This window comes from Roseomonas genomospecies 6 (genome assembly GCF_008365375.1).
GTDB lineage: Bacteria > Pseudomonadota > Alphaproteobacteria > Azospirillales > Azospirillaceae > Azospirillum.
The window spans coordinates 20,878-44,327 of sequence record NZ_QOKW01000038.1 but is presented as its reverse complement, the minus strand read 5'-3'; the positions used below and the strand labels follow the sequence as shown (position 1 = coordinate 44,327).

The following is a 23,450-nucleotide window of genomic DNA, read 5'->3' as shown; positions in this document are numbered from 1 at the left end:
CGGTTGTCGCCGTCCACGTCGCTCCAGGAGCCGTTCGTCGTGCTCAGCGCGTTGCCCACCGTCGCCGTGCCCGACACCGTCGGCGCCACGCTGTTGGTCGGCGCGCTGTTGGCGATCGCCGTGTAGGTGGAAGTCGCCGTCGTGGTGTTGGAGTTGCCGTCGTTTGCGGTCACCACGACGCGCAGGTATTTGTGCGCGTCGGACGTCGTCAGCGTGTAACTGGCGCCCGTCGCGTTGCTGATCGAGGCGGCGTTCGTGCCGTTGGTGTCGTCGGCACGGTACCACTGGTAGCTGTAGCTCAGCGTGTCGCCGTCCGGATCGCTCCAGGTGCCGGTCCCTGCGTTCAGGGCGTTACCAACGGCAGCCGTGCCCGACACGGACGGGACCACACTGTTGGTCGGCGCGCCGTTGGCGGGGGCGGCGGTCGAGACGTCGACCTTGACCGGCGAGGCCATCAGGTTGCCGGCGCTGTCCTTGCCCACGACGTAGAGGTCGTAGGCGGTGCCCGCGGTCAGACCGGTCAGCGAGCCGCTGCCGGTGAAGGGCGCGGTGCCGGCGCTCAGGCTGCCCGACTTCAGGGCCGCCCCGCCGCCCGAGGCGGTGCCCGCCTCGACCTCCGCCGCGGTCGGCGCGGTGGCGCCGTCGGCGACCAGCACGTAGTAGATCGTCCCCGCCTCGTCGAGGCTGGCCGACAGCGAGAAGCCCGTCGTCGTGATGCTCGACGCCGCCGCCGCGACGTCGAAGCTCGGCGCGGCGCGGTCCACCGTGTGGGTGCCGCCGCTGGTGAAGCCTGCCGCGATGGCGTTGGGCGTGGTCGCCTGATCCTGGATGCCGGTGCCGGTGCCGTTGAGGTCCAGCCGCAGCGTGCCCGCCCCGGTGATGCCGGTGACCGTCACCGTGTAGGTGGTCCCCGAGCCGCTGATCGAGCCGATCGTGCCGTTGGCCGTGCCCGTCTTGGTCAGCGTGAAGTCGCTGGTGTCCACCCCGGTGACGCTCTCGCTGAAGGTCACCGTGTAGCTGATCGACGAGGCGTTCGCCGCCGGCGTCCCCGACACCGCGATGCTGCTCACCGTCGGCGGCGTCGTGTCGGCGGGGGCGGCGGTCGAGACGTCGACCTTGACCGCCGAGGCCATCAGGTTGCCGGCGCTGTCCTTGCCCACGACGTAGAGGTCGTAGGCGGTGCCCGCGGTCAGACCGGTCAGCGAGCCGCTGCCGGTGAAGGGCGCGGTGCCGGCGATCAGGCTGCCCGACTTCAGCGCCGCCCCGCCGCCCGAGGCGGTGCCCGCCTCGACCTCCGCCGCGGTCGGCGCGGTGGCGCCGTCGGCGACCAGCACGTAGTAGATCGTCCCCGCCTCGTCGAGGCTGGCCGACAGCGAGAAGCCCGTCGTCGTGATGCTCGACGCCGCCGCGGCGACGTCGAAGCTCGGCGCCGTGCGGTCCACCGTGTGCGTGCCGCCGGTGGTGAAGCCGCCCGAGATCGCGTTGGGCGTGGTCGCCTGATCCTGGATGCCGGTGCCGGTGCCGTTGAGGTCCAGCCGCAGCGTGCCCGCCCCGGTGATGCCGGTGACCGTCACCGTGTAGCTGCTGCCCGAGCCGCTGATCGAGCCGATCGTGCCGTTCGCCGTGCCGGTCTTGGTCAGCGTGAAGTCGCTGGTGTCCACCCCGGTGACGCTCTCGCTGAAGGTCACCGTGTAGCTGACCGACGAGGCGTTCGCCGCCGGCGTGCCCGACACCGCGATGCTGCTCACCGTCGGCGGCGTCGTGTCGGCGGGGGCGGCGGTCGTCACGTCGACCTTGACCGGCAAGGCCATCAGGTTGCCGGCGCTGTCCTTGCCCACGACGTAGAGGTCGTAGGCGGTCCCCGCGGTCAGCCCGGTCAGCGAACCGCTGCCGGTGAAGGGCGCCGTGCCGGCGACCATGCTGCCCGACTTCAGCGCCGCGCCGCCGCCAGAGGCGGTGCCCGCCTCGACCTCCGCCGCGGTCGGCGCGGTGGCGCCGTCGGCGACCAGCACGTAGTAGATCGTCCCCGCCTCGTCGAGGCTGGCCGACAGCGAGAAGCTCGTCGTCGTGATGCTCGACGCCGCCGCGGCGACGTCGAAGCTCGGCGCGGCGCGGTCCACCGTGTGCGTGCCGCCGGTGGTGAAGCCGCCCGAGATCGCGTTGGGCGTGGTCGCCGCGTCCTGGATGCCGGTGCCGGTGCCGTTGAGGTCCAGCCGCAGCGTGCCCGCCCCGGAGATGCCGTTCACCGTCACCGTGTAGCTGCTGCCCGAGCCGGTGATCGCGGAGACCGTGCCGTTGGCCGTGCCGGTCTTGGTCAGCGTGAAGTCGCTGGTGTCCACCCCGGTGACGCTCTCGCTGAAGGTCACCGTGTAATCGACCGACGAGGCGTTCGCCGCGGGCGTCCCCGACACCGCGATGCTGCTCACTGTCGGGGGAGTGGTGTCCCCCCCACTGACATCCGGAACCGCGTTACCAAGCAGCAAATCGTCGATCTGCAAGACTCTGACGTTTTGTCCAAAAGTCATAGTGAATGAATTGATATTTCGGAACGCTTCCTGATTTGAAAAAGTATGAGCAGTTTCTTCAGTGAACGCCGTATTTGAAACCGTAACAGTCCCGCGCTGAAGGTGATTTCCGCTGATCGTTACGGGAACCGATCCATCTGTAGCGCCCGAGAGTCTATAATAGCCCCAAACAAAAGAAGTAATAGAGAAAGCGCTGCCATCGTTACTTGAGATGGTTATTGTTGTAAGGCTTTCACTGGAGGTCGCAAATGTAAGCGCGGCATCTCCAGTTGCAGCGATACCAGACAACGCTGAATTAGCAACGCCGTAGCTGACTGTAACGTTTGTAGCTCCAGTCGCAGAAATATCCAGACCGCTTGCTGAACCGGTGCTGGTCAGCTTGATGTCAGTTGCAGTTACAGTTGTGTTGTTGTTTACAATTAGAGCGCCCGCTGTACCAAAGTCTATGGTGGTCCCTTTATACGGCGCTGTCAGCGCGGTATCGAACGAAGAAGCCGTAGTCACTCCGAACGGGCCGTCATGCTCGATGGCGCCGACACTCGTTTCCAGAACCCAGTTGCCGCCCGTTGTTGCCGCACCGGTAACATCCTGGGAAGCCGCTACGTCGGCGGCGGTGGCACGGGCCAGATTATCGATGAAGAACCGGCCTTCGCCGCTCGCCACCTGGCACCCGTACAGCAGCAGGTCACCGTCTTCGGTCAGTGCCTTCCCCAGGGTTTCCAAGTCGGCTGAGCGCGTGCTTACCGTAGCCGTGTCGAGCGTCAGGGCGCCGAGGCTCACGTAACCTTCGTTGCCGTGGCTCACGATGTGCATCGCATCGTAACCTTGATGCGTCTCCGCCCAACGGACCATCTGCGACAAGCCGTCCCATGAGGAGTCGAGCAGCACGACCTCTATCCCGGCCTTCGCATCTTCCGCCAGAGACTGCCAGCCGGCCACATTCTGGTCGATGAACACCACTTCCTTCCGCCCGCCGTTCGCCGACGGATCGGCCTGACGAAGGACTTGCGGAGCCGGAACCGCATCGGCCACCGGAGCGGAGACGGCGGGTGCCACCACATCGGCGATGGCCGTCTTCGCTGCCGCGTCGTGGTCGGTCGCCACCGGGTCGGTGTGCACGTCCGGCTGAACCGTGGCCGCGGGATCGGCTGCCGTTGCCACGCCGGCTGCATCGAACATGAAGCGCGGCTCAAGAGCCATCGCGAACATGGAAGAGGACGGTTTGCGCGTCTTGCCGGAGCCACCGTTCCCGCCAACGCCCTTCGCACCACGCATGCGCGCCATAGCCCTTCTCCCCAACATCACCGCACCGCCCGGCTCTACCCCGGAAGCGGCTATCCACAAGTATGAGATGGCGGGAAAGATACCACCTATTCACATCGTCGCACAACGCTTTGAAATCTCGGGGTTGCAAAATCCGCGTTCCAGTTTTGTCCGATTCGCGTCCTTACATGACGAGCATCACGCTTCATTCTGCAACACTTCGCAGCATATCGCTTCACGGGTTTCAATTTCGTCACAGAATCCCGCTTAGACTGCTCAATGCACCTTGCGCCACGCATACACTGATATGTATGGCATACTTAGGTATGCGGGCATGACGATTCGCATCGGTGAAAAAATATGTTTTGATTTCGTTATTGCCTCCGGACTAGCGCTTTCGGAGAATATACCGGTATGTTTTCTACCAGCCCAGCGCGGCAGCCTCCGCTCCGCCGGTGGGCGCTCATCGCCGCATGCATTAATTGGCACCAACCGGGTCGGAGAATTCTCCATGGAAGCCTATATCGGTCTGATCTTCCCATTCGCCGGCACCTTCGCACCGCAGGGCACCGTCCAATGTCTGGGCCAGCAACTGACCATTCAGCAGAACCAAGCGCTGTTTTCCTTGATCTACAACCTGTATGGCGGTGATGCCAAAACCGTCTTCAACGTGCCGGATCTGCGTGGTCGCGTTCTCGTCGGTGCCGGCCCGAGCCCGTATCTGAACACGACCCTGAATCCCGGCAACTTCGGCGGAACGGCGAACACGACGCTGAGCCTGACCAACCTGCCGCTGCACAACCACGCCGCCACCTTCACGCCGGGCGGCGGGTCTTCCACCTCCACCATCAACGCCAACGTGACGATCCCGATTTCGACGGCGCAGGGCAATCTGCCGACGCCGACGGGCGGCACCACCTATCTCGGCGGCATCAAGGTCAGCGACGCCGCCACCTTCACCGATTGGCAGACCGAAGGCCCCTACACCACCACCGCCGGCAGCGGTGCGAATCTGGTCGGCACCGCCACCGGCACCGTCACGGTGACCGGCGGCGGCGGCACGGTGGCCGTGTCGCCGGGTGGCGGTCAGGCGATGCCGGCCCCGTTCACGAACATGCAGCCGTATCTGGCGGTCACCATGTACATCGTCACCTTGGGTTACTACCCGACCCGCGACTGACGATGGGTTGGGAGGGCAACGTGTTCACCGGCATTCCAGCGACAACCATGGGCGCTGGGTTTCGCCGTTCGGACCATTGCCCCCCGCCGCCTCCTTTACTCGTCATTTCCACGGAAGCTTTCGGCGCTGGCTTTGCCAGCGTTCGAGGCGGGAATTCAGACCGTTCAGGCATTTGTCTGCGGAGCTTTCTGGCCCCCCGCCTTCGCGGGAGTGACGATGAGAGAGGTGGCAGACGGTCGGGACAGAGTCTTCTCCGTCATCCTCGTGGCGGCGTATCAGTGCACTTTTTAAGCGAGTAAGAAATGTAAAAGAGCGTGATTATCTTCTATACGTTGTCAAAGACTTCTCTTTTGGGGAATATTTCGATATATTTTCCACCGCATCCGGTCCTCGGCCCATGCCCCGTTCCGAAGCGGCGCAGCATCATCGCCTCAATCAGCCTTAAACACATTGGAGGTTTCGTCATGGAAGCTTATCTCGGCCTGATTTTCCCGTTCGCCGGCGCCTTCGCCCCGCAGGGCACCGTCCAGTGCTGGGGTCAGGATCTGCCCATGCAGCAGAACCAGGCGTTGTTCGCGATCATCGGCACCCTGTACGGCGGCAACGGCAACCCGAACTTCAAGGTGCCGGACCTGCGCGGCCGCGTCCTCGTCGGTTCCGGCGTCAGCCCGTATCTGAACAACGTGAACGTGGCCGTCGCCTCCAGCGGCGGTGCGGCGACCAGCACGCTGAACCTGACCAACCTGCCGCTGCACAACCACGCCGCCACCTTCACGCCGGGCGGCGGGTCTTCCACCTCCACCATCAACGCCAACGTGACGATCCCGATTTCGACGGCGCAGGGCAATCTGCCGACGCCGACGGGCGGCACCACCTATCTCGGCGGCATCAAGGTCAGCGACGCCGCCACCTTCACCGATTGGCAGACCGAAGGCCCCTACACCACCACCGCCGGCAGCGGTGCGAATCTGGTCGGCACCGCCACCGGCACCGTCACGGTGACCGGCGGCGGCGGCACGGTGGCCGTGTCGCCGGGCGGCGGTCAGGCGACGCCGGCTTCGTTCACGAACATGCAGCCGTATCTGGCGGTCACCATGTACATCGTCACCATGGGTATTTTCCCGACCCGCGACTGACGATAGGATGGCGCCCCGGCTCCGCATCCTGCGGGCCGGGGCGTCCCCGATCCGCGAAACGCCGCCCTGCCACCGGAATCCCGTCATGACCGCCGATTACAGCACGCTGTCCGCCGAACGGTTCACTCCCCACGTCGGCCAGACCTTCCGATTCCTGGCGCCGGAGGACCGGTCCACGATCGTCGAGGTCGAACTGACCGTGGTCACCGAACGGCCGGAGTTCACCCCCCGCTGGGCGAAGCGGACGTCCTTCACCCTGAAGTTCGAAACACCGGGAAACAGCGAGCTGTGGAACGGCAATTACCTGATCGACCACCCGACCGAGGGGCCGATGGGGCCGTTCTACGTCGTCCGGTCGATTCCGCGCGACCCGGCGCGGGCCTGCTTCGAAGTCGTCATGAACTGACCGGATTCGCGCAACCGCGCCTTTTCGCACCGCCGTTCCCACAATTGCGGGAACGGCGTTTTTGATTCCAGCGCCCGCTCTTCAGGGCGCGCCCGGCGCTCAGGCCGTGCCGCCCCGCTGCATCTGGGCCGGAAAGACCTGCGGCGGCAGGTGTTGGATGCCCGGATGGCCGGGCGGCAACCAGATCAGTTCCAGCGACGGCGGGGTATGCACCAGCAGGTCGAATCCCAGCCGGTGATAGAACCAGTGGACGCGCGTCTGCGTCTCGTTCACCGACAGGGTCATGGGCAGGCGGAGTTGCGCCGCCGTTCCCTGAAGGCTGCGCAGCAGGTCGGTGCCGATGCCCTTGCCGCGGGCCAGCTTGTGGATCTCCACCTCCGCCACGCGCCAGTCCCAGCGGCCCAGATCCATGACGATCCGGCCGACCGCCTGTCCGGTCTTCTCCACGACGAAATCCAGATGCTGCGGATAGCGGATTTCCTGCCCGGTGCGCGTGGCGCTGTACTGCTGCTCGTACAGGGAGCGGATGAAATCGCGGTCGTGATGGGCCTGGGCCAGCCAGGGCCGGGCGTCCATGAACAGACCCAGCAGAAAGTCGTCGTCCGAAGGCCGGGGATGGCGCATCGACAACCCGCCCAGCAGCGGCAGGGACCCTTGAAATCCGGCCATCGGCCATGCCCTTTTCGGTAGCGTAACTCGTCCCATTGCATAGCCCAGGATGCGGTGCGGAGGCAAGAATCCCGCGTCAGGTCACCGACTGGCGGGAAACGGGGGCGGCGCGCGAACCGTCCGGCGCGGTGTCCGCTCCGCGCGCATCGAGGCTGTCCAGAAGTTCATTGAGAAGCGCGGCGAAGCGCTCCCGCGCGGCGCGCTCCATCAGGCTGTGGTCGGCGCCGGGAAGGCGTTCCAGCCGCAGCCCGGGCATCCGGCGCAACCGGCAACCGCCGGCCCCGGCCTGGGTCTCCAATTCGCCCAGGGTCACGTCGCCCTCGCTGTGCACCATCAGCGTGCGGACGCCGCGGTCCGACAGGGCCCGGAACCCGTGCAGCACGTCGTCCGGGGCGTAGCCACGCCCCGTCAGCCCGGCGCGGAGCCGCCCCGCCCCGATGCGCAGGCGGCGAAGCGCCCGGTCCGACAGGACGCGGGCGACCCGCGCCGCCTTGCGGTCCTGGCGCAGGATGGCTTTCCAGGCCGCCCGCTCGGTCAGCCGGGTAAGATAGGCGGCGGCGGGCTTCACCGCGGTGCCGATGGCCTCCTCCTGAGTCACGCCGTCGCCCAGGACGAAGCGGCCCGGATTGACCAGCGCCAGCCCCACCACCCGCGGGTCGGCCAGCGCGGCATGGAGCGCCACCGCCGCCCCGGCGCACAGCCCGACGACCACCGCGCCGCCGTGCCCCGCTGCTGCGAGGACATCCAGCCCGGCGCGCGTGTCCTCCACCATGTCCCGGCAATAGATCAGCCCGTCGCGGCGGCCCGGCTTCGACGCGCTGTCCCCCAGCCCGCCCAGGTCCATGCGCAGCGACGCGATCCCCCGCGCCGCCAGCCGCCGGGCCAGCCGCACCGACATGCGCCCGGTGCCGGTGTGGGGGGTGGCTCCGCTGTTCAGCAGCAGCACGGCGGGCCGCAAGGCGGGCGTGGCGGCAGGCTCGCACAGGATGCCGAACAGCCCCTCGCCGGGACCGAAGCGGAGCGGGCGCTCCACCGCTCCGGGAAGGTGCAGGACGGGGGCCGGGCCTTCCGCAGGCCGGACGGGACGGGGCGGAGCGGCGTCGCGCGCCAGCCACGCCGCCGCCCGCCCGAAAGCCGTGCAGTCCATGCCCGCGTGCTGGACGCTGGTCATCAGCCGCGCGGCGTCGGGGAAGGGCGCCTCCTCCACCGCCGCGCCCAGCGCGCGGAACCGCTCCGCCAGGACGGCGCCGCGCCCCTCCGGCCGGTCGAGGATCAGCACGCGCCGCGCCGGGGCCGCCGCCAGCCCCTCCGCCAGCCGGGTGAGGTCGAGCGTCCGCAGGGCGTCCGCCGTCTCCGGCGTCAGGCGGAAGCCGGCGCTGTCGATGCCCTCCGGACCCACCGCGGGCGGGGCCTCCGGAGGGCGCTCAGCCAGCAGTGCCATGGCCCGCAACTCCTGCACGAAGGCCCGGCCCGAGGGGAAGGGCGCCAGCAGGACCAGCGCGTCCGCCCCGGCCTCCCGCGCCGCCGCCGCGGCCAGCAGCCCGCCCAGCCGCAGCCCGGCGAGCGCCACCTCCTCCACCCCCGCGACGGCGCGCAGATGGGCTACGGCGGAGCGGACGCCGCCGATCCAGGCGTCCAGGCGGCCCGGCTCCTCCTCCCCGCCCGCGGAATCGCCGGTCCCAGGGTGGTCGTAGCGCAGCACCGGCAGCCCCGCCGCCGCCAGGCCTTCGGCAAAGCCGCGCCACGCCCGGTGGGTCGCCGGCGCCTCCCCGCCGTAGGGCGCGCAGAGCACCACGCCGCGCCGTCCCCCCGCGGGGTGCAGCCAGCCGAAGCAGCCCTCGAAATACACGGGTGTCATGCGGTCCCCCGATACCGCGCCGGGTCCAGGCCGTTCAGCGCATGGACTTCGCCGTTCGGGATGGCGGCGGAGGGGTGGCGCGGGATCAGCCGGACCCTGCGCTCCGCCCCCGGCGGCAAGTGGAACCACTCGTCCTCCGCCCGGAACCCGTCGTCCTCGATGTGGACGGAGCGGGCGAGGCGCCGGCTGGACAGGACCAGGACCCAGCCCTCCCCCGTCCGCTCCGCTCGGACGTTCAGGCCCAGTTCCGCGCGCTCCATCCGCCCGGCCTGGAGGAAGTAGAAGGCTTCGGCGAGCGGCGCGCCGGCCACCGGATCGGCCAGCGCCGCCACGACCGCGTCATGGACGGGCGGGCCGAAGCGGTAGGCGCCGGTCAGGTCGAAAAAGCGGTCGGTCAGAGAGGCCGCCGGAACCGCCCGCGCGCTGCGCGGCGGCAGGGTCACGGCACGCTCCACCCGCAGCACCGGCACCTCGCCCCGGCGCAGGGCGGTCAGGGTCAGGACCGTTTCCACCGGCTCCGCCGTCTCGTTCAGAAGATGCAGTGCCAGCCCGTTCACCCCCTCGTCGGTCAGCAGGACCTGCACGGGCCGGAAGGCGCGGCGCAGCGCGTGCCACGCCGCCTTCGGAGCGCCCGCGGAATCGACGACGCCCCAACCCGCCCCCGGCCACAGGTCTTGGAACATCCAGACCAGCCCGCCCGCGCAGGACGAGCCAACCCGCCGCCACTCCGCGAAGACGGCCTCCATCACCTCCCCCGTCACCGCGCGCGACAACCTGGAATAGCGGTCCGGGGCCTCATAGCGCAGAAGCATCGGATCGCAACCGTAGAGTGTCCGCAAGTAATGGTCCCGCACATCCTCGAAATCCCACGAGGCGCCGGGGTCGCGGGGCACGCGCGCCTTCCAGCGCGGATCGTGCACCGCCGGCACGCCGGGCAGCGCCCCCGCCTCCGGCGCATTGGCGAAGGCGAGGCATTCGGAGGCGAAGCGCACCCCCGCCCGGCGCGCGTCCTCCAGCGGGCGCAGATAGGCGCCGACGCCGTAGTAATGGCTCACGCCCGCATCGGCTATGAAGGGCAGCGGCCCGCCGGTCGGGGAATTGGCGACATAGGGCACGTCGGGCCGCCGGCGCGCCGCCTCGTCCTGCAGAACGCTGTCGAACAGCGGCTGGCTCCAGCGCTCGCGCGGCAGGCCGAGCATGGCCGCCTGCTGCTCCGCCTCGCTGCCGCCGCACAGCACCGCGAGCGACGGCGACGCCTGCACCCGGTCGAGGAATTGCGCGGCCTCCCGCCGGACCCCGTCGAGGAACGGCTCGTCGGTGGGATAGTCGAAATTGGCGAACATGAAGTCCTGCCAGACGAGAATCCCCATCTCGTCGCACAGGTCGAAGAAGGCGTCGGATTCATAGGCGGCGATGCCCGGCACCCGCAGCATGGTCATTCCGGCTTGCCGGGCCAGTTCCAGCCAGGGAACGCAGGCGTCCCGCTCCCCCGGCAGGGCCACGATGTCGGGGCTGCTCCAGCAGGCGCCGCGGCAGAAGACGCGCTCCCCATTGATGCGCAGGGCGAAGCCGTCGCCGGGCTCCCGCTCGATGCGGCGGAAGCCGGTGCGGCCCAGGTCGATGCGCTCGTCGCCGACCGCCGCGCGCACGGTGTGGAGCGCCGGTCGGCCGTGGCTGTGCGGCCACCAGGGATCGATCTCCGGCAGGCGGATCTCGCCGCGCAGTTCCCCCGGCCCGGCCCAGCGGAGCGGCGTCCGCGCCTCCCCCACCTCCAGCCAGGACGGCGGATGGGCGGAGCCGCTCCACGCCACCGACAGCGCCAACGATAACCGGCCCTCCCGCCCCTCCAAGGTGGCGCGCAGGTCCGTCGAGCGGACGCGCAGCGGCCCGGTCTCCGCGATCAGTTCCACCGGGCGCCAGGGGCCGACCGCCGGCACCGGCGGGCACCAGCCGGGCATGTGGCCCAGCAGCGTTGTCCGCACCGCGCGCAGCCCTGCCGGCTCCGCCAGCCGCACCGGCCAGCGGCCCCGTCCCTTCTGCGCCTTCAGGACCGGGTTCAGGGCGCGGAAGACGATGCGCAGAGCGTGGACCCCGTGCAGTTGAACGGGAACGTCGTGGCGCTCGAACATGCTGGTGCTGGACAGGATGCGCTTCCCGTCCAGCCAGACCTCCGCGATGGTGGCAAGCCCGTGGAAGCGCAGCGTGTGAGGCCCCTCGCCGGTCAGCCGCACACGATACCAGACGTCACGGTCGTGCAGGGGAAGCGGCTCGCCGAGGCGGTAGAGCCCCGCCTCGCGCAGGGCCTGGGCGGCGGTTCCGGGCACCGGGGCGGGCAGCCAGTCCCCGCCGGGTGTCCCTCCCGGCTCGGTCACGCACAGTTCCCACCCCGCGGACAGGGGAACCACGCTGCGGCCGGTCACGGCGTGGAGGCGCGCCATCGTCCGTCACCCGTAGCGGCGGGCCAGGGCGCCGAGCGCGGCGTCGTAGGCGCTTTCCATCCGGTCCAAGAGGTCCGCATGATCGCCGAACCGCCGCCGGTTCACCCCGCGCGCCAACTGGAACTGGAACGCCTTCGCGGTGGCGGACAGGATGGCGGAGGCTTCCGCCGCGTCGGGCGGCCCGCCGATCCAGCGCAGGTAACGCCCCAGCAGTTCGAAATTGGCTCCCACCTGCCGCAACGTGTTGAAGGCGTAAAGGTGGAAGTAGTCCATGGGCCGGGTGGCCAGAATCTCCAGATGCTCCGGCAGAACGGCGCGATAGGCGGCGATGGGGTTCGCCGCCGGGCGCCGCCGCAGATGATGGGACAGCCGGTCGCGGGAGGCATCCTCCAGAGCCGCACCCTCCAGCGCCGCGCCGCCGCGCTTCACGAATTCCACATAGGGAAACAGGGGAGCGGGGGCGAACAGCCCGTCGTAATCCTCCCCCTCCAGCGTGAAGCGCCCGGCGTTGTGGATGTAGTCGAGGCGCCGCGCGTCCCTGTCCATGCCCAGGATCGCGATGGTCGTCTTGACATGCTGCGCGCGGTAGGAGGTGCCGCGCGTGTCCGGCAGGTGATACCCGTCCACCTCCACCAGGACCGGGCGCCCGCGCGCCACCTGCACCGCCGCGTGGGTCTCCACCCGGTCGTAGAGGGCGAGTTCCTGCACCTCCAGCCCGTAGAGGCGGCGCAGGTCTTCCGGCGGCACCTTGAAGAAGGTGAACTGGTCGCCTTCGAAATCCTGCGCGACGGTGAAGGCCAGGGCCGCCATCGGCTCCATCCCCAGCGCCCGCAGCAGGCCGATCCACAGGTCGGTGTAGCAGTTGGTCTCCGCCCAATCGCGGTCCGGTCCATCGAGCGGATGCGGCATGCTGCCCGGCCTCCCCTGCCCGCTCAACCCCACGGCCCGCTCAGCCCCACAAAACGGCGCGCACGGCGGCGGGCCACGCCTTCACGTCGAAACCGTGGTGGCGGAACAGGGCCAGCGCCACCCGCTCCATCCCGAAGCCCACGCAGGCGGTGTGGGCGACCGCGCCGTCCGGCGTCCGCAGGTCCCACACCAGCCCGAAATGATCCTGGTGGTAGTTGAAGCTGAGGCAGGCGGTGGGCTGCTGCTCCGACGCGATGGGGATCAGCAACTCGAACTTCAGCCCCTGGTCGCGCTGGTTGGCGGCGAGCATCCGCCCGGCCCGCCCGAAGAAGGGGTCGTTCGCCAGATCGACGGCGACCGGCAGGCCCAGCGATTCCATCAGCGCCCGCCCCCGCTCCACCCAGTTCCGCCGGAAGGCCATCACCTGCTCCGGCGTGCCGGCGCGCACGTATTCGCGCATCCGGAACAACTGCATCCGCGCCGGGTCCAGCGACGGCTCATGGCGGAAGCAGTAGGAATAGACGTCCACCAACGCGCCCTCGGGCGGCAGCGGCCCGCGCTCCGCGATGGTGGGATAGACGGGGTAGCAGGCGGCGGGGGTCAGGACGACGTTGGTCGCCATCTGGGCGTCGGTCCACTCCTCCCCCTCCTCCAGCCGCCGCAGCAGGGATTGGTGGGCGCGCTCATCCCCCTTGAAGGCATGCACCGTGCCGGCCAGATGCGGGAAGCTCTTCAAATAGCCGCTCTGTTCGAACTGGTTGCGGGCCAGCGCCGGGGGAAAGCGCATGACGTCCGCTCCGTCGCCGCCTCCCCAGGTGGTGATCAGGCCGTCGAACCGCTCCACCACGTCCTCGAAGACGCCGCTGCGGCCATACAGCCCATCGACCCCCGTGGGGATCAGCAGCCCGGCCGCGATCAGCGCGTCGCGGAACGCCGCCTGCCCGTTCTCCGCCGGACCTTTCTCCGCCGGTGTGTCTCCTGCCCGCATGTTCATCCGTCACCCGAAGAGAGAACCGTTGTCCTTGTGCGCCAGCAGCAGGTTCGCCGTGTTGCCCAGTATCCGGTCGTTGTTGATCATCAGCGGCGCCGAATGGGCGTCCCGCAGGTGGCGGCACAGGCTGTGGGGGCTGTCGTTCCGGTAGGCGGCCAGGCCGGCGGCCAGCATCGCCTGCTCCACGACCCTGACCACCGCCTCCGCCGCGCCGGTCTTCAGCGTGTTCATGGCGACCGCGAAGCCCAGGGAGGTGAGGCGGTCGGGGCTGTCCGCCGCCGCCTCGAACTGGGCGAGCGCGCCGCGCACCATGCCGCGCATCGCCTGAAGGCCGGCGGTCGCCTCGGCCAGCCGCCGCGCCCCCGGCGGCGGGGTTCCGGGGCGCTTGCGCGCCTCCGCCCGGATGAAGGCGCCGGCCCGCGTCACCGCGTCGGTGGCGATGCCCAGCCAGACGCTGCTCCACAGGATGTGGGTCACCGGCAGCATGGTCCGGGCGGAGATGTCGGCGTAGGGCAGCGGCAGGATCTGCGCCCGCCCGGCCTCCGCCACCAGCCGGTAGCCGACGCTGCGGGTGCCCCGCATCCCCAGCGTGTCCCAGCCGCCGATCTCCTCCAGGTGAGTCTGCCCGCGCAGAACCGGAACGATGACCTGATCGGACGGCGGCGAGTCCGCGCTGCGCCGCGCCGTCACCAGAATGGCGTCGGCCTCCGCCCCGTAGGAGATGACCGTCGCCTGCTTCTCCAGCCGGAAGCTTCCGCCCGTCTCGTCTTGGACCGCGCAGGCGCTGGACCGCACGTCGCCGCCGATCCCGGCCTCGGTCGTCGCGGAGGCGAGGAGGAGCTGCTCCTCGGCCAGCCGGGCCAGAAAGGCGCGGTGCCAGCCGCTGTCCTGCCCGTGCCGCACGAGGCAGGCCACCTGGATCTGGTGCATGGCGTGGATCAGCCCGGTGGACGGGCACTGCTGGGCCAGAGCGTGGGACACCGCCGCGGCATCGGCCAGACCGCCGCCCCCGCCGCCGAGGTCGCGAGGCACCATGAGGCCGAGCAGGCGGGCCTCCTTCAGGGCGGCAAAGGCTTCGGCGGGGAAGCGCGCCTCGCGGTCCACGCTGTCGGCATGGCGTCCCGCGATGGCGGCGGCCCCAGCGGCGGCCCCAGTGGCGGCATCAGCCGCGGCCTCTCCGGCCATCGCCGGTATGGACTCCGGCGCGGGCGCCCTCATCCGGCCCCCGTCCCGTTCAGCGTTCCATTCGGCGTTCCATTCGGCGTTCCGCCCAGCAGGCCGGCGACCGCCGCGCGGATCGCGGCGATGCTCTCGAAGGTGCGGCGGCGCAGCAGATGTTCCGGGAATTCGACGCCGTAGCGCTCCTCCAGCGCCAGCATCAGGTTCACAGACCCATGGGAAGTCAGGCCGGCGGCGTAGAGATCGTCCTCGTCGGACAGGGCGGCGGCGTCGGTGGCCAGCCCGCCGCTGTCGGCCAGAATCGTCCGGATGTCCGCCGCGCTGACCGACGGGGCATCGCCATCCCGCGGTCCGGTCCCCGCCGCGATCTGCCAATCCGGCTGGCGCATGCTCATTCCACTTACCCCCGTATTCAACCTCTGGCTTTCCCTGCCCCGGAGAACGCCACAAAACCTTAATTGTTCTGCACCTTCCTTTGCTTTTCCGTATGCTCCCAGTATTTTTCGGATGCCAAGCGCTCCTCTTGCTTAACACCTGTGGTGATTGCCGTTGCCCCGGACGGGTCTAATTTGTGCGGCGTTCCGTCCACCAAACACGCAATCGGGAGATCATCATGGCTGTGCGGCAATCGGATGCGGAATGGCGCGGCAACCTGGCCCAGGGGTCGGGCACCATGCGGCTGGGCAGCGGTGCGTTCGAGGGCGCCTATTCCTTTCCCTCGCGCTTCGAGAACGGCTCCGGCACCAACCCGGAGGAGCTGATCGCCGCCGCGCACGCCGGCTGCTTCTCCATGGCTCTGTCCGCCGGCCTGTCGAAGGCCGGACACACGCCGACGCGCGTGCACACCACCGCCCGCGTCCATCTGGACAAGGTCGGCGAAGGCTTCGCCATCACCAAAATCGAACTGGATTGCGAAGCCGAGATCCCCGGCATCGACGCCGACACCTTCCAGCAGCAGGCCGACGGTGCGAAAAAGAACTGTCCAGTGTCCAAGGCCCTGGCGGGAACGGAAATCACCCTGAACGCCCGGCTCGTGTAAACGCGCCGGCCCGGCGGCCTGCAAAGACGTGAAGGCCGCCGGGCGCGGTGGCGGGCACCTTCTATCGCCCCGTCCAGACCGGGCGGCGCTTCTCCAGGAAGGCCGCGATGCCTTCCTGATAGTCGGCGGACAGGTAGCAGCGGCGCAGCAGGTCGGCGTCGCCGTCCGCGGGAAGCGAGTGATCCCGCCAGCGCCGCAGCGCCTCGCGCGTCGTCCACAGGGTCAGCGGGGCGAGGCCCGCCAGTTCCTCCGCCAGTTCCTGGGTGCGCTCGGTGAGGGCTTCCTCCGCGACGACGCCGCGCAGGGCACCGGCGCCGGCCAGTTCGTCCGCGGTCAGCAGGCGGGCGCTGAAGATCATCTCCTTCGTCCGCGCGGTGCCGAGAATGGCCGACAGCCGGGCGAGGTTCTTGATGCTCAGGCAGTTGCCGACCGTGCGGGCGATGGGAAAGCCGAAGCGCACGGAGGGTGTCGCGATGCGCACGTCGCAGCAGGCGGCGAGCAGCGCCCCCTCCCCCACGCAGGCGCCGGCCAGGGCGGCGACGGTGGGGACGCGCACCGCTTCCAGCGCCATCGCCGCGGTTTCCGCGCGGTCCTCCAGGATGGTGTAGTCTTCCGGCGTCTTGACGCTTTGCAGGCAGGACAGGTCGGCGCCGGCCATGAAGGCGGGCTTGTCGCCGGCCGCACCGGTCAGCACCAGCGCCTTCACCGCCGGGTCGGCATCGACCTCCCGGCAGATTTCGATCAGGCGGTCCTCCATCCAGGGGGTGATGGCGTTGCGCGCCCTGGGCCGGTTGAAGATCACCCATTGGACGGAGCCGCGCCGCTCGGTCAGGATTTCAGGCAAGGCTCCGGCCTCGCCGGTCGTGGCGATGGACATCGTTGTGAACTCTCTTCGATTGGGCCGCGTTCAGGCCGCCGGCCCGAGGATCTGGCAGGAACCGATGGGAAGAAGCGCCGTCACCACGCTGCCCGGAGCGAAGCTCTGCGCGGGCGGGATGAAGGCGCGCAGAGTCCGCCCGCCGCCCAGGTCCACCAGCACGTCGCGATACTCGCCGAGATAGGCGGAGCGAAGGACCGTGCCGGACAGCACGTTGCAGCCTTCCGCCGGCAAATCCTTCTGCTCGGCGCCGAACAGCCGGACCTTGGAGGGCCGCACGCACAGCGACACCGCCGCCCCATGCGCCGCGCCGCTGCGGTCGGGTGCCGTCAGCACATGGCTGCCGACGCGGATCGCGCCGTTGCCCTCGCTGGTCCCGGCCAGCTCGTTGTTGGCGCCGATGAAGGTGGCGACGAAGGCGTTGGACGGGCGCTCGAAGATGTCCTCCGGCGAGCCGAGCTGCTGGAGATGGCCCGACTTCATGACGGCGATGCGGTCGGCGGTGACCAGCGCCTCCGACTGGTCATGGGTGACGTAGACGGTGGTCAGGCCCAGCAGGTCGTGGACCTGCCGGATCTCGAACCGCATCTCCTCGCGCAGATGGGCGTCGAGGTTGGACAGCGGCTCGTCCAGCAGGAGGATGCGCGGCTCGACGGCCAGCGCGCGGGCCAGCGCCACGCGCTGCTGCTGGCCGCCGGACAGCTCCGACGGGTAGCGGTCGCGCAGCGCCTCCAGACGGACCGTGCGCAGCGTGCGGTCCAGCCGTTCCGCGATCTCCGCCTTGGGCAGGCGGCGGATGGCGAGGCCGAAGGCCACGTTCTCCGCCACCGTCTTGTGCGGCCACACCGCGTAATTCTGGAAGACCAGGGAGATGCCGCGCTTTTCCGGGGGCAGCACGCCGCGGGCGGAGGACAGCAGCACGTCGTCGGCCCAGATCTCCCCCTCCGTCGGCGCCTCGAACCCGGCGAGGAGCTGGAGCGTCGTGGATTTCCCGCAGCCCGACGGGCCGAGCAGGGCCAGCAGCGTGCCGTTGGGAACCTGGAGGTCGATCCCGTGCAGCGCGGTGTAGGTGCCGAAGGACTTGCGGAGGTTCTTGATGCGAATCCCGCTCATGTGGGGAGAACTCCTTCCGCCGGGGCGGTCTTACGGGAGGTGCGGCGCACGGTGGTCAGGCGCGTCAGGGGACCGGCAGCGGCCACCAGCGCCAGCGTGATAAGGAGGAGAAGGACGCTCATGGCGCAGACGGCCTCGTAATTGCCGCCGTCCTTGGCGTTGTAGATCAGGGTGGTCATCACGTTGGTCTTGGGCGTGATGAGGAAGACCGCCACCGACAGCTCACGGATGATCGGGATGAAGACCAGGAACCAGCCCGACAGCAGCCCGCCGCCCATCAGCGGAATGGTGATGGACAGGAAGGTCCGCCCCTCCCCCGCGCCCAGGCTGCGGGCGGCGCGCTCCAACTCCGGCCCGATGCCCTTCAGGATCGACCCGCCATGGGCGTAGGCGATGGGCAGGAAGGTCGCCGCGAAGGCCGCCACCAGCAGCAAGGGCGTGCCGTAGAGGTTCAGCGGCGCCCGCGTGTAGGCGGCGAAGAAGCCGACCGACATGACGATGCCGGGGATGATGATGGGAACCGTCGCCACCGCGCCGAACAGGCTGGCGCCGAAGACCATCTTCCGCTCGACGATGTAGGCGATCACGGTGCCGAGCATCACGCACATCGTCGCCGCGAGCGTCGAGAAGAGCAGCGAATTGACGATGGCGGTGTGCGTCTCCGAATTGCCGAACAGCGCCCACCAGTACCAGTGCAGCGACAGGTTCTCCCACGACAGGCCCTGGCCCCAGGCGCGGGTCAGCGACACCAGCAGCAGGGCGGCGTAGGGCAGGAAGACCGAGACCAGCGGCAGCAGCAGCGCCGCGAAGAAGGCCGGCCAGCGCGCCGCGCCCAGCGCGATCCGCCGCCCCGCCCGGCTCTTGCCGGAGATGGTGACGAACTGCTTGCGGCCCAGGATGCGGCGGCGCATCCAGAACAGCATGGCCGTGACCAGCAGCAGCGGCATGCAGTAGGCGGCGGCCATGTAGATTTCCGGCGGGAAGAGCTGGTAGAACTCCGCCAGCTTGGTCGTCACCACGGGAATGCCGGTCGGCGTCAGCAGGAAGGCCGGAACGCCGAACAGCGTCAGCCCCTGGATGAAGGACAGGATGAAGCTGGCGATCACCGCCGGGGTGACCAGCGGGATGGTGATGCTGAGCATGGTGCGCAGCGTGCCGGAGCCCAGCGTGGCGGCGGCGTCCTCAAGCTCCACGGCCATCTCGTCGAGCGCGCTCGACACCATGGTGAAGCTGTAGGGGACGGTGTAGATGCCGCAGATGAAGATCGCCCCGGTCATCGAGTAGATGTTCAGCAGCGGCCCCGCCTCCGCCCCGGCGAGCGTGCGCCACAGCGCGTTCAGCCAGCCCGAATTGGGCGCGGCCAGCAGAATCCAGCCGGTCGCCCCAATGAAGGACGGGGTGACGAAGGCGGTCAGCGTCAGCACGCGGATGGTGCGGCGGAACGGCAGGTCGGTCCGCGACACCAGCCAGGCCAGCGGCACGCCGATGCCGACCGCGATCACCGCCGTCGCCACGGCCAGGACCAGCGAATTGAACAGCGGCTCCAGAAGATCCGCGGACTGGAAGATCCGCGCGTAGTTGCCGAGCGTCCAGCCCCCGGTCAGGTCGTCGTGGAAGCTGTTGTTGAGAACCCAGCCGAAGGGCAGAACCACCAGCAGGAAGAGAAGAAGGGCGACGGCGCCGAAGACCACCGTCCTGGCGAGCGGCACGCGGGCCATCGCCGGGCGCGCGGTCGCCGCGGCTGCGCTGTCTGGGCTGTCCGTAGAAATGACCCCCATAGGGTCCGCCTCCATTTTACATCAGAACCCTCTCCCCAGAGGGGAGAGGGAGTCAGCCGATCAGCGCACCAGTTCCTTCCACTTGGCGATGCCTTCCGCGACTTCCGGGCCGAGGTCGTCGCCGGTGTTGCGGTACCACTTCAACTGGTCCAGCGAACGCCCCTCCGCCCAGGCCACGTCCTTGCGCAGCGTCGGCCAGAAGTTCTTCTGAAGGATCTGCGACACTTCCGTGGAATAGAGGAAGTTCGTGAACAGCCGGGCGGCGTTCGGGTGCGGGGCCTTCGCCAGGATGCCGGTGATGCCCAGGTTCAGGATGGCGTCGTCGGACGGGGCCACAACGTCGATGGGGTTGCCGGCGGCCTTCTGGGTCAGCGTGTAGCTGAAGGGCGCGCCGGAGCCGACGACGCGCTCGCCCGCCAGGATGTCGGTCACGGTGTCCACGTTCGACTGGCCGACCTTCGGCTTCTGCTTGCCGAAGGCGCGCAGGAAGTCGTCGCCGTACTTGCGCCGGATGGCGACCACCCAGTTGGCGACGTCGCCGGAGAAGGCGGGGCTGCCCGTGGTGATCTTGCCGTGCCACTGGTCCTCCAGCAGCGCCTGCCAGCTCTGCGGCGGGGACGGGACCTTGCCCGGCGCGTAGTTGATGCTGGTCAGGCTGATGGCGCCGACATGGTACATCTGGTCCGGGTCGAGTTTGCGGAAGGCGTCCGGAATATGCACCGCGTCCGCCGGCTCGAAGGGGGCCAGCGCGCCGATCTTCTTCAGCTCCGTGTAGTGCAGCAGGTTGGTGGTGCCGAGGGAATCGCACTCATGGACGCCGCTCTGCAACTCCATGCGCAGGCGGGTGTAGACGGTCTGCGAGGCCTGACGGAGCAGGTTCACCTCGATGCCCGGATACTTCGCCTTGAAGGCGTCGCGGATCGCCTCCATCGTCTGCTGCTCGTAGGAGCCCCAATAGAGGTTCAGGGCGCCTTCCTTCTTCGCGGCGGCGTAGAGCGGGTCGTCCGCCGCCGTGGCGATGCGCGAGAAGGCGGTGCCGGCCAGCCCGCCGGTCACCAGGGCGGTGCCGACGAGTCCGCCGGTCTGGAGAAGGCGGCGGCGCGAGAATTCCATCATGATGCCAATCCCTGTCTTGTGTTGCGGAATCGCCGTTTCGGCGTCGTTCTTCGTTGCGGAGTGAAGGATCAGTAATCGCCCGTGGTCGCCCCACCGTCGGCGACGATGGTCTGGCCGGTGACGTAGGCCGCGTCGTCGGACGCCAGGAAGGCGACGACGGCGGCGATCTCCTCCGGCTTGCCGAGGCGCCCGATGGGGGTCTTTTCCAGCCATTGCGAGCGGACCGCGTCGGGCACGCCCTCGACGATGGCGGTTTCCACGACCCCCGGAGCGACGGCGTTGACCAGGATGCCCCGGCGCGCCCCTTCCAGGGCGGCGGTGCGGGTCAGCCCGACCACCCCGGCCTTGGAGGCGGAGTAGTTCGCCTGCCCGAAGGTCCCCAGGATGGCCGTGGAGGCGATGTTGACGATGCGCCCCCAGCCGCGGTCGCCGACCAGCCGGAAGGCGGTCTGGCAACCCAGCCACGTCCCGCGCAGGTTCACGTCGATGACGGCGCTCCATTCCGCGTCGGTCATCTTCGGCAGCGAGCGGTCGCGCACGATGCCGGCGACGTTGACCATGATGTCCACGCCCCGGAAGGCATCGGGAAGCCCGGCCACGGCGGCGTCCCAGCTTGCCCGGTCGGCGACGTTCAGCGCGGCGGCGTGAGCCTGGCCCCCTTCGGCGCGCAGCGCGGCGGCGACGGTCTCGGCGGCTTCCGCCCCGATGTCGGCGACGACCACGGCGGCGCCCTCCGCGGCCAGCCGCTCGCAGACGGCGCGTCCGATGCCGCCGCCGCCGCCGGTGACGAAGGCGACACGTCCGACGAGACGGCGGGGTTGGTTGGCGGTCGTCATGCCGCGGACTCCTTTTCCGGCATCTCCTTGCGGGCGACGGAGAGCACGTCCTCGCCCTCCTGCACGGTCTCGCCGCGCTGGTTCTTCACGGTGACGGCGACGCGGACGATGCCGCGGTCGGGCTTGGAGGCGCTGGGGCGGACCTCCGCCACCTCCGCCTCGTAATGCACGGTGTCGCCGGCGAAGACCGGGCCGACGAAGCGGCGCCGCGTCTCCAGGAAGGCGAGGATCGCCCAGTCGTCGATGGCGGAGCGCAGCCCGGTGCTGAGCGAGTGGGTCAGCATGCCGTGGGCGATGGTCCGCCCGAAGCCGTTGGCCTTGGCGGCCTCGGCGTCCATGTGCAGCGGGTTGAAGTCGCCGGTCAGCCCGGCGAACCAGACGATGTGCGCCTCGGTGACGGTGACGCGCGAGGAGCGCGCCCGGTCGCCCGGCTTGATGTCGTCGAGATGAATGGCGGTCATTCTGTGATCCTCTGGCCTGTGATCCTCAGGCGGTCCGCGGGCGGAACACGGGGAGGCTGGTGGCCTCGTCCAGTTGGTGGAAGGCCACGGCGAGCGGCAGTCCGGCCCGCAAGTCCCCTTCCGCGATCCCCTCCACGCGCGAGAAGACGGTGACGCCCTCTTCCAGCCGGATCAGGGCGCAGACGTAGGGATCGCCGCGCTGGTTGCCGCGATGGACGACGGAATAGGTCAGCAGCTCGCCGCGCCCGCTGGCCTCGACCCACTCCGGACGGGCGTGGGGCGCGTGGATGGAATGGGCGCGCGGATACCACTGGAACCGCCCGGTCTCCGGGCAGCGCTGGATCAGGAAGCGCCCCTCGCGCGCCGCTTCCCAGAAGGGGGCGGAGGTCTCGTCCTGGACGGGCGGGATGGTCATGGTGGTCATCGGGCACCTTACCGGGCAAGAATGGCGGTGGCGGCGGAGCAGAAGGTGCCGCCCAGCCCATGGGCCAGGGCGAGGCGCGCGTCGGGCACCTGCACGCCCGGCCCCTCGCCGCGAAGCTGGCGGACGCTCTCGATCAGGGTGAAGATGCCGCGCTTGCCGGGATGGTTGGACGACAGGCCGCCGCCGTCGGTGTTGGTGGGCAGGCGTCCGCCCAGCGTCAGGTTCCCCTCCGCGACGAAGGCGCCGCTCTCGCCCCGCCCGCAGAAGCCCAGATCCTCCAGCGCCAGCATCGGCGTGATGGTGAAGGCGTCGTAGATCTGCGCCACGTCGATCTCGGCCGGGGTCACCCCCGCCATGGCGAAGGCGCGCGGGCCGGACAGCGCCGCCGGGGTCTTCAGGTCGTCGGGGATCTGGCTGTTCTGGGTGCGCGCCACGGCGGCGCCGTAGCCGACGAGATGGATGGGGGGCTTCTTCAGATCGCGCGCCCGCTCGCGGCTGGTCATCACGATGGCGCCGCCGCCGTCGGTCACCACGCAGCAGTCCAGCCGGTGCAGCGGCGAAGCGATCATCGGCGAGGCCAGCACGTCGTCCACCGTGATCGGCTTGCGCAGCCGGGCGTCGGGGTTCTTCGCCGCGTGCTCGCGGAAGGTCACGGCCACCTGGGCGAGTTGTTCCGGCGTGGTGCCGTAGAGGTCCATATGGCGGCGGGCGAACAGGCCGTAGGTGGAGATCAGCGTCGGCGCGTAGGGGATCTCGTACTGACCGGGACCGGCGGGAAAGACGAAGGGGTCGAAGGACGGGGTGTTCAGCGGCCACCAGCGCGGGCAGGCGGCGTAGCTGATGACCACCACCTCGGCCAGCCCGGTCGCGATGGCCGCCGCCGCCTGCCCGGCCTGGAGGATGTAGGAGCAGCCGCCGACGTCGGTGCTGTTCACGTAGGTCGGTTCGATCCCGATGTATTCGGCCAGTTCCACCACATCCATGGTGCCGCCGCCTTCCGCCCAGTCGCCGGAGGCCGCGCACAACCCGTCCACGTCCTTCAGCGTCAACCCGGCGTCGTCCAGCGCGCCGAGAATGCATTCCATCTGAAGAGCGAAGGGGTGGACGCGCGGCGCATCACGGCGGGGCGATTCAAAAACGCCGGCGATGGCCGCCTTTCCCGAAAGATCCTTCACGCGCGGGTTGTCCTTTCCTGGTTGTGGAAGGCCGCGCATCGCTGCCGCGACGCGCGCCGAGCGGCTTCCCTGGACAG

Annotated in this window: 20 protein-coding genes and 1 pseudogene; 4 read left to right on the top strand and 17 right to left on the bottom strand. The window is 69.4% G+C overall.

The features are described 5' to 3' along the window. Both DS843_RS31980 and DS843_RS32120 read right to left on the bottom strand, forming a co-directional pair. Nucleotides 1-2,426 (bottom strand): beta strand repeat-containing protein (locus tag DS843_RS31980; protein WP_286192367.1); only part of this gene is annotated, 2,426 nt, incomplete at its 3' end. Between the two features lie 633 nt (nt 2,427-3,059). After that, nucleotides 3,060-3,704: pseudogene (locus tag DS843_RS32120) on the bottom strand (DUF4347 domain-containing protein); the annotation flags it as partial. A gap of 418 nt (nt 3,705-4,122) precedes the next feature. On the opposite strand from DS843_RS32120, the gene DS843_RS28075 reads away from it, so the two are divergent. The 3 genes from DS843_RS28075 (at nt 4,123) to DS843_RS28065 (ending at nt 6,510) form a co-directional block, all read left to right on the top strand. Then, the gene (locus tag DS843_RS28075; RefSeq protein ID WP_286192365.1) at nt 4,123-4,968 is read left to right on the top strand and encodes a phage tail protein; all 846 of its coding nucleotides are present in this window, start codon (nt 4,123-4,125) and stop codon (nt 4,966-4,968) included. A 464-nt stretch (nt 4,969-5,432) separates the two neighbouring features. Further along, complete coding sequence (locus DS843_RS28070; protein WP_149472118.1) at nt 5,433-6,104, top strand: phage tail protein; 672 nt, start codon at nt 5,433-5,435, stop codon at nt 6,102-6,104. Nucleotides 6,105-6,111: 7 nt separating this feature from the next. After that, entirely contained in the window at nt 6,112-6,510 is a 399-nt protein-coding gene (locus tag DS843_RS28065) for a DUF6916 family protein (RefSeq protein ID WP_286192364.1), read from the top strand. A 99-nt stretch (nt 6,511-6,609) separates the two neighbouring features. Here the strand turns inward: DS843_RS28065 and DS843_RS28060 are convergent, their stop codons facing one another. The 7 genes from DS843_RS28060 to DS843_RS28030 all read right to left on the bottom strand — a co-directional run bounded on the left by DS843_RS28060 (nt 6,610) and on the right by DS843_RS28030 (nt 14,949). Then, nucleotides 6,610-7,179, bottom strand: a complete 570-nt coding sequence (locus DS843_RS28060) for a GNAT family N-acetyltransferase (protein WP_149472117.1) — start codon at nt 7,177-7,179, stop codon at nt 6,610-6,612. A 76-nt stretch (nt 7,180-7,255) separates the two neighbouring features. Next, complete coding sequence (locus DS843_RS28055; RefSeq protein ID WP_149472116.1) at nt 7,256-9,037, bottom strand: alpha/beta fold hydrolase; 1,782 nt, start codon at nt 9,035-9,037, stop codon at nt 7,256-7,258. Then, nucleotides 9,034-11,475 (bottom strand): glycoside hydrolase family 2 protein, encoded by a 2,442-nt coding sequence (locus tag DS843_RS28050; RefSeq protein ID WP_167525502.1) that lies wholly within the window; start codon nt 11,473-11,475, stop codon nt 9,034-9,036. Before DS843_RS28050 ends, DS843_RS28055 begins: the two co-directional genes overlap by 4 nt. A gap of 6 nt (nt 11,476-11,481) precedes the next feature. Further along, entirely contained in the window at nt 11,482-12,384 is a 903-nt protein-coding gene (locus tag DS843_RS28045) for a DUF1839 family protein (RefSeq protein ID WP_149472115.1), read from the bottom strand. 40 nt (nt 12,385-12,424) lie between these two features. After that, the gene (locus DS843_RS28040) at nt 12,425-13,372 is read right to left on the bottom strand and encodes an amino acid--[acyl-carrier-protein] ligase (RefSeq protein WP_149472114.1); all 948 of its coding nucleotides are present in this window, start codon (nt 13,370-13,372) and stop codon (nt 12,425-12,427) included. Between the two features lie 9 nt (nt 13,373-13,381). Continuing rightward, on the bottom strand, nt 13,382-14,593 hold the full coding sequence (locus DS843_RS28035) for an acyl-CoA dehydrogenase family protein (protein WP_208852346.1): 1,212 nt from the start codon (nt 14,591-14,593) through the stop codon (nt 13,382-13,384). Further along, on the bottom strand, nt 14,590-14,949 hold the full coding sequence (locus DS843_RS28030) for an acyl carrier protein (RefSeq protein WP_208852345.1): 360 nt from the start codon (nt 14,947-14,949) through the stop codon (nt 14,590-14,592). The genes DS843_RS28035 and DS843_RS28030 overlap by 4 nt, the downstream gene beginning before the upstream one ends. Nucleotides 14,950-15,167: 218 nt before the next feature. Here DS843_RS28030 and DS843_RS28025 point away from each other — a divergent pair, with 218 nt between their 5' ends. Continuing rightward, nucleotides 15,168-15,593 carry an OsmC family protein gene (locus tag DS843_RS28025; RefSeq protein ID WP_149472113.1) on the top strand — a complete coding sequence of 142 codons (426 nt, stop codon included), beginning with the start codon at nt 15,168-15,170 and terminating at the stop codon, nt 15,591-15,593. 61 nt (nt 15,594-15,654) lie between these two features. On the opposite strand, the gene DS843_RS28020 is transcribed toward DS843_RS28025, so the two are convergent. From DS843_RS28020 to DS843_RS27985, 8 genes are all read right to left on the bottom strand, one after another. Beyond that, on the bottom strand, nt 15,655-16,470 hold the full coding sequence (locus DS843_RS28020; protein WP_149472112.1) for an enoyl-CoA hydratase: 816 nt from the start codon (nt 16,468-16,470) through the stop codon (nt 15,655-15,657). Nucleotides 16,471-16,500: 30 nt separating this feature from the next. Next, nucleotides 16,501-17,583: an ABC transporter ATP-binding protein gene (locus DS843_RS28015; RefSeq protein WP_149472111.1), complete on the bottom strand. Its 1,083-nt coding sequence runs from the start codon at nt 17,581-17,583 to the stop codon at nt 16,501-16,503. Beyond that, nucleotides 17,580-19,361 carry an ABC transporter permease gene (locus DS843_RS28010; RefSeq protein WP_167525501.1) on the bottom strand — a complete coding sequence of 594 codons (1,782 nt, stop codon included), beginning with the start codon at nt 19,359-19,361 and terminating at the stop codon, nt 17,580-17,582. The genes DS843_RS28015 and DS843_RS28010 overlap by 4 nt, the downstream gene beginning before the upstream one ends. A 60-nt stretch (nt 19,362-19,421) precedes the next feature. Then, on the bottom strand, nt 19,422-20,477 hold the full coding sequence (locus tag DS843_RS28005) for an ABC transporter substrate-binding protein (RefSeq protein WP_149472110.1): 1,056 nt from the start codon (nt 20,475-20,477) through the stop codon (nt 19,422-19,424). 68 nt (nt 20,478-20,545) lie between these two features. Beyond that, on the bottom strand, nt 20,546-21,313 hold the full coding sequence (gene fabG / locus DS843_RS28000; protein WP_149472109.1) for a 3-oxoacyl-ACP reductase FabG: 768 nt from the start codon (nt 21,311-21,313) through the stop codon (nt 20,546-20,548). After that, nucleotides 21,310-21,774, bottom strand: a complete 465-nt coding sequence (locus DS843_RS27995; RefSeq protein WP_149472108.1) for a MaoC family dehydratase — start codon at nt 21,772-21,774, stop codon at nt 21,310-21,312. Before DS843_RS27995 ends, fabG begins: the two co-directional genes overlap by 4 nt. A gap of 25 nt (nt 21,775-21,799) precedes the next feature. After that, a complete protein-coding gene (locus tag DS843_RS27990; protein WP_149472107.1) occupies nt 21,800-22,198 on the bottom strand; it encodes a Zn-ribbon domain-containing OB-fold protein in 399 nt (132 codons plus the stop codon). A gap of 8 nt (nt 22,199-22,206) precedes the next feature. After that, nucleotides 22,207-23,373, bottom strand: a complete 1,167-nt coding sequence (locus tag DS843_RS27985; protein WP_208852344.1) for an acetyl-CoA acetyltransferase — start codon at nt 23,371-23,373, stop codon at nt 22,207-22,209. Nucleotides 23,374-23,450: the final 77 nt, after the last annotated feature.

What these genes read in the sequence shown, in the direction of transcription:
- DS843_RS28075 (WP_286192365.1), top strand. Translation starts at nt 4,123, where the DNA reads ATGACGATTCGCATCGGTGAAAAAATATGTTTTGATTTCGTTATTGCC.
- DS843_RS28070 (WP_149472118.1), top strand. Translation starts at nt 5,433, where the DNA reads ATGGAAGCTTATCTCGGCCTGATTTTCCCGTTCGCCGGCGCCTTCGCC.
- DS843_RS28065 (WP_286192364.1), top strand. Translation starts at nt 6,112, where the DNA reads ATGGCGCCCCGGCTCCGCATCCTGCGGGCCGGGGCGTCCCCGATCCGC.
- DS843_RS28060 (WP_149472117.1), bottom strand. Translation starts at nt 7,179, where the DNA reads ATGGCCGGATTTCAAGGGTCCCTGCCGCTGCTGGGCGGGTTGTCGATG.
- DS843_RS28055 (WP_149472116.1), bottom strand. Translation starts at nt 9,037, where the DNA reads ATGACACCCGTGTATTTCGAGGGCTGCTTCGGCTGGCTGCACCCCGCG.
- DS843_RS28050 (WP_167525502.1), bottom strand. Translation starts at nt 11,475, where the DNA reads ATGGCGCGCCTCCACGCCGTGACCGGCCGCAGCGTGGTTCCCCTGTCC.
- DS843_RS28045 (WP_149472115.1), bottom strand. Translation starts at nt 12,384, where the DNA reads ATGCCGCATCCGCTCGATGGACCGGACCGCGATTGGGCGGAGACCAAC.
- DS843_RS28040 (WP_149472114.1), bottom strand. Translation starts at nt 13,372, where the DNA reads ATGCGGGCAGGAGACACACCGGCGGAGAAAGGTCCGGCGGAGAACGGG.
- DS843_RS28035 (WP_208852346.1), bottom strand. Translation starts at nt 14,593, where the DNA reads ATGAGGGCGCCCGCGCCGGAGTCCATACCGGCGATGGCCGGAGAGGCC.
- DS843_RS28030 (WP_208852345.1), bottom strand. Translation starts at nt 14,949, where the DNA reads ATGAGCATGCGCCAGCCGGATTGGCAGATCGCGGCGGGGACCGGACCG.
- DS843_RS28025 (WP_149472113.1), top strand. Translation starts at nt 15,168, where the DNA reads ATGGCTGTGCGGCAATCGGATGCGGAATGGCGCGGCAACCTGGCCCAG.
- DS843_RS28020 (WP_149472112.1), bottom strand. Translation starts at nt 16,470, where the DNA reads ATGTCCATCGCCACGACCGGCGAGGCCGGAGCCTTGCCTGAAATCCTG.
- DS843_RS28015 (WP_149472111.1), bottom strand. Translation starts at nt 17,583, where the DNA reads ATGAGCGGGATTCGCATCAAGAACCTCCGCAAGTCCTTCGGCACCTAC.
- DS843_RS28010 (WP_167525501.1), bottom strand. Translation starts at nt 19,361, where the DNA reads ATGGGGGTCATTTCTACGGACAGCCCAGACAGCGCAGCCGCGGCGACC.
- DS843_RS28005 (WP_149472110.1), bottom strand. Translation starts at nt 20,477, where the DNA reads ATGATGGAATTCTCGCGCCGCCGCCTTCTCCAGACCGGCGGACTCGTC.
- fabG (WP_149472109.1), bottom strand. Translation starts at nt 21,313, where the DNA reads ATGACGACCGCCAACCAACCCCGCCGTCTCGTCGGACGTGTCGCCTTC.
- DS843_RS27995 (WP_149472108.1), bottom strand. Translation starts at nt 21,774, where the DNA reads ATGACCGCCATTCATCTCGACGACATCAAGCCGGGCGACCGGGCGCGC.
- DS843_RS27990 (WP_149472107.1), bottom strand. Translation starts at nt 22,198, where the DNA reads ATGACCACCATGACCATCCCGCCCGTCCAGGACGAGACCTCCGCCCCC.